General features: G+C 35.9%; 1 protein-coding gene. It reads right to left on the reverse strand.

The annotated features are described in order from the left end of the window. Nucleotides 1–104: 104 nt before the first annotated feature. Entirely contained in the window at nucleotides 105–347 is a 243-nt protein-coding gene (locus K1I44_RS14975) for a hypothetical protein (RefSeq protein ID WP_255573477.1), read from the reverse strand. Nucleotides 348–686 lie beyond the last annotated feature (339 nt).

The raw sequence follows: 686 nt of genomic DNA on the forward strand, positions 1-686 counted from the left end.
TTGTGTCTTCTGTTGGCAGGCGAAACGATCGATCGAGTTCTTTCCGCTACCTAGGGCATTTTCTATGACCGAAATGCCCTATTTGTGCTGGGCTTTTTTATACACTAGCACTGGGGTGAATAGTTACGAATAAACTCTCTTTCATTCCCTTCATACAAAACTTTTCCCCTATTATCATATAAAACATATTTTTTAGCTTTAGAAATTTGCTTCCACGTTAAACGCAGGCTATCCTCAGATTTTTCAATTAAATAAACCTCAATATAGTCTCCTGAAGAACTATCAGTAATAGTACCAAGAAACAACAATAAGACAACACTAATTGTTAAGGAGACAACTTTTTTCATAAAAAACACACCACTCTTTCTATATTTTTATAATAATTCATCTTTATACCACTGTAAAAAAAAAAAAAAAACCTGTCAAGTATGTTCGAGTCTTAAACGTTCGACATTTTTTTACAAATCTTTTAATCAAACAATAAAGAACAACATTTTTGTAACTATTCGCCCCAATAGTAGTATGTAAAGAAGCGCAACACAAATAGGGCATCCCCGTAATAGAAAATGCCCTAAGTGGTAGAAAGCACACGATCGAGCGTGTCGCCCGTCAACAGAAGACACAACGAGTCCCACACGTTTTTTTCGTGTTTCGTAAGTGTGGAAACGATGCTTCTTGCGATGCAA

The organism is Anoxybacillus sp. ST4 (genome assembly GCF_019448545.1).
Classification (GTDB): Bacteria; Bacillota; Bacilli; order Bacillales; family Anoxybacillaceae; genus Anoxybacillus; species Anoxybacillus pushchinoensis.

Coding starts and splice junctions, on each gene's coding strand:
- K1I44_RS14975 (WP_255573477.1), bottom strand. CDS start 347: ATGAAAAAAGTTGTCTCCTTAACAATTAGTGTTGTCTTATTGTTGTTT.